This is a genomic window from Microcoleus sp. Pol12B4 (assembly GCF_036701385.1).
GTDB lineage: Bacteria > Cyanobacteriota > Cyanobacteriia > Cyanobacteriales > Microcoleaceae > Microcoleus.
The window spans coordinates 1-3,194 of the sequence record NZ_JAUBQR010000373.1; the positions used below are offsets into that span (position 1 = coordinate 1).

A 3,194-nucleotide genomic window follows, 5' to 3' on the forward strand; every position below is an offset into this window, starting at 1 on the left:
TCTTGATTTTTTTGACGAGGTTAATAGTGCTTTAAGCTTTCAAACTATTCTTTTTTCTAGGTTCAGTTTTTTGCCTTTAGTTCGCGGTTGTTTGAACCGCCTCTCTTCTGGCGCTTTATTAATGTATCAACTCTCCCCAGAGTTGTCAAGCGTTTTGTGAAAATATTTTTGAGTTTGTTTGTAACCTATACACACCAAGGGTTTTGGCTTTCCTTCACTGCTGTGACATCCGCTGACTGACTCCTCTTTTAACTATGGGGTCTTTTTTTGGACCAAAATACGGCTTTTGCCCCGATCATCTCCCGCCCATGGGTAGAAGAACTCTGTGGTTCAACATGATGATGGACCTTACTTCGAGTATAGGTAAGGCACAGTTCATTGGTGTCAACTTTGCTTTAAGGATGTGATCGTTTTCAACCAGGCGTTTGTTCTTCAACCTTTACCACGGGATATTAAGAAAAATTAAGCAAAGATCGCACTCACTCTTCCTAGGGTTAAGTAAGTCTATGAAAAAAAGAGACTGGCGATGTCTGAGGGGTCAAACCCCTCAGACATCGCCGTCCTGAACAGGCAGAATGATAGTGTAATAAAACACTATATTAAATAATTGGCGTTGCTGAAAGACTAATAGTTATGGCGGTAAAATAGGAATAAGTAGAGTGGACGGACGTTAATCCCGATAAAGTCTCCGGCGTTGCGACTCAAGCGAGATATAGAACCTATTTGGGATCTTGGATGAGGAGCTAGAATTAGTCATAAATGGCATACTCCAGCGACCTAACCGACAAGGAGTGAGAAATCATTGAGCCACTCTTACCTCAAAAAAAGCAAACGACACCGCCTCGGTAGACTTGCGCGTCGAATCTTGAACGGCATCCTCTACCAACTGAAGAACGGTTGCAACTGGGGTAATCTGCTCTGCGTACCTGCCACCCGACTCCACAGTATTTGGGCACTACAAGCAGTGGGGCTCACACGGCGTGTAGCGAGCAGATTCGAAATTCCTTGCACGCCCAAGCGCGAACACAGGTCAAAAAAAACTAAGTAAGTCGGTGGGGAAATTTATAACTATGTAACAAAAAATTCCTGGGGGCGCTCGGAGCTAAATTTAACCCACATTCCGCACCCTCAACTGGCACACACAGGACTGGGTGGCTCCACTCATTCGATCGCACACCCCGAGCCTAAGTAGAAATACTTAAGAAAGAAATACTTAAGAACCTGGGCGCTCGCGCTCGCTGGCGTTGGAAGTTCTGGAACATAGAGGCTGTGTGTGTTTTGAAGACTCGCTCTCCTGTTAAAAAATGTTCTCACCACCAACTTTCTCTTCGATCGAACACAAGGTAAAATGGGGTACGATTTTTCTGCATTCTGCGACGCATTCTTGGCAACAAAACTCATCATCTAGCGGCGGTACAAAACGGATAAAAATAGTGTAAATTTCGGTAGTTCATCGAACGATAAAATTCACAACTACCTATGACTCAAACAACAGAGATCGCCGTTGATAACCTTGACCATCTGGGGCTAATAGCTGGTCTAATTGACGAAATAGGGCTCGTCCAGAAAATCAACGAGTTAATCGAAGAACAACCAGGCGAAATCGTCAGTCCGGGCTTAGTAGTTAAAGCAATGATTATCAACGGGTTAGGATTAGTTTCTGCCCCATTATACTTATTTCCCAAATTTTTTGCAGGCAAAGCAACAGAACATTTAATCGGAGCTGGTATTCAAGCATCACATCTGAACGAACACCGTTTAGGTAGAGTATTAGACAAACTATATTTGATAGGAAGCAGTCAAATATTTACAACTATTGCCGCAGAGGCTGCTCAAAAGTTTGAGATCGATACAGAAACAGTTCATTTAGATTCAAGTTCCTTTCACCTACATGGCAAATATGAATTCGAGTTACCGTCTGTACCGTTTGCTAACTCTCAAACAGATAGCGATCGAGCCGATAGTATACCAGCTAATTCTGCGTCATCCCCAGTACCAATTAAGATTACCTACGGCTACTCTCGCGACCACCGTCCCGACTTAAAACAATTCATTTTAGACCTAATTTGTAGTAGCGATGGAGATGTGCCACTATTTTTACGAGTCGGTTCGGGGAACGAATCAGATTCTGCTGTATTCGCATCAATTTGTCAAGAGTTTAAACAACAATTAAACCTCGATAGTTTAATAGTTGCAGATAGTACGTTATATTCAGCCCCAAATTTAGAGATGTTAACCAACTTAAAATGGTTGACTCGCGTACCGCCCTTGTCTCAAGCAAGCGCAGCAACTGGTATCCCAGTTAAATGAATCAGAATTTACCTCCAGTTCTGTTCAGGGTTATAGTTGGTCAGAACACAAAAGTAGTTACGGTGGAATTAAACAAAGATGGTTAGTAGTAGAGAGCAACTTGCGCCGTGAATCTGACCGAAAAAAACTCGAAAACAAACTCAAAAAATCAGAGATTGTAGCTCAAAATAAATTGCGGGAACTCTCACAGATTGAATTTGCTTGTGCGGCAGACGCAGCAGCAGCAGCTCATCGTTTATCCAAACAGCTAAAATATTACAACGTAACCCAAATTACCAGCCGACAAGTAACAGTCAAGCCTGATACTACATCTCCAGCAAGTGCTACTGGTAAATCGGGTGCAGTTTTGAGGTTTAAAGTCCAAGCCCAACTCGAAGCAGATGCCGGTGCGATCGAGCGAGAAACCAAAGCTTGTGGCAGATTTATTCTGGCAACTAATGTGCTGAAAACCAAGCAATTACAGCCGGATGATATGAGTGTAAAATATAAAGAACAGCAATCAACTGAAAGAGGGTTTGGCTTTTTGAAAGACCCACTATTTTTTGCGGATAGCGTGTTTCTCAAGTCACCGGAAAGAATCGAAGCTTTGGCATTGATAATGGGCTTATGTTTGTTAGTCTATACTTTAGGTCAAAGGTTATTGCGTCACAACTTGCAGCGCACTAATTCAAAATTAAAAAATCAGTTAGGCCAGCTAACTAATCGACCGACTCTCCGTTGGATTTGCCAAATATTTCAAGGGATTCATGTTGTCATAATTCAAGGTATTCAACAAATTTCTAATTTGACAGCCGAGCGAATGGCTATCAGGACTTACGCACGAACGCTATATATAGCGTACCCTCTTCCGAGACTAACTAGAGCAATTCCTGACGCTACCCCTC

The 3,194-nt window shown here is 42.6% G+C and carries 1 pseudogene; it reads left to right on the forward strand.

Annotated features, from left to right (window positions below):
• Nucleotides 1-1,479: 1,479 nt before the first annotated feature.
• Nucleotides 1,480-3,118, forward strand: a pseudogene (locus tag QUA38_RS28175) (IS1634 family transposase); the annotation flags it as partial.
• Nucleotides 3,119-3,194: the final 76 nt, after the last annotated feature.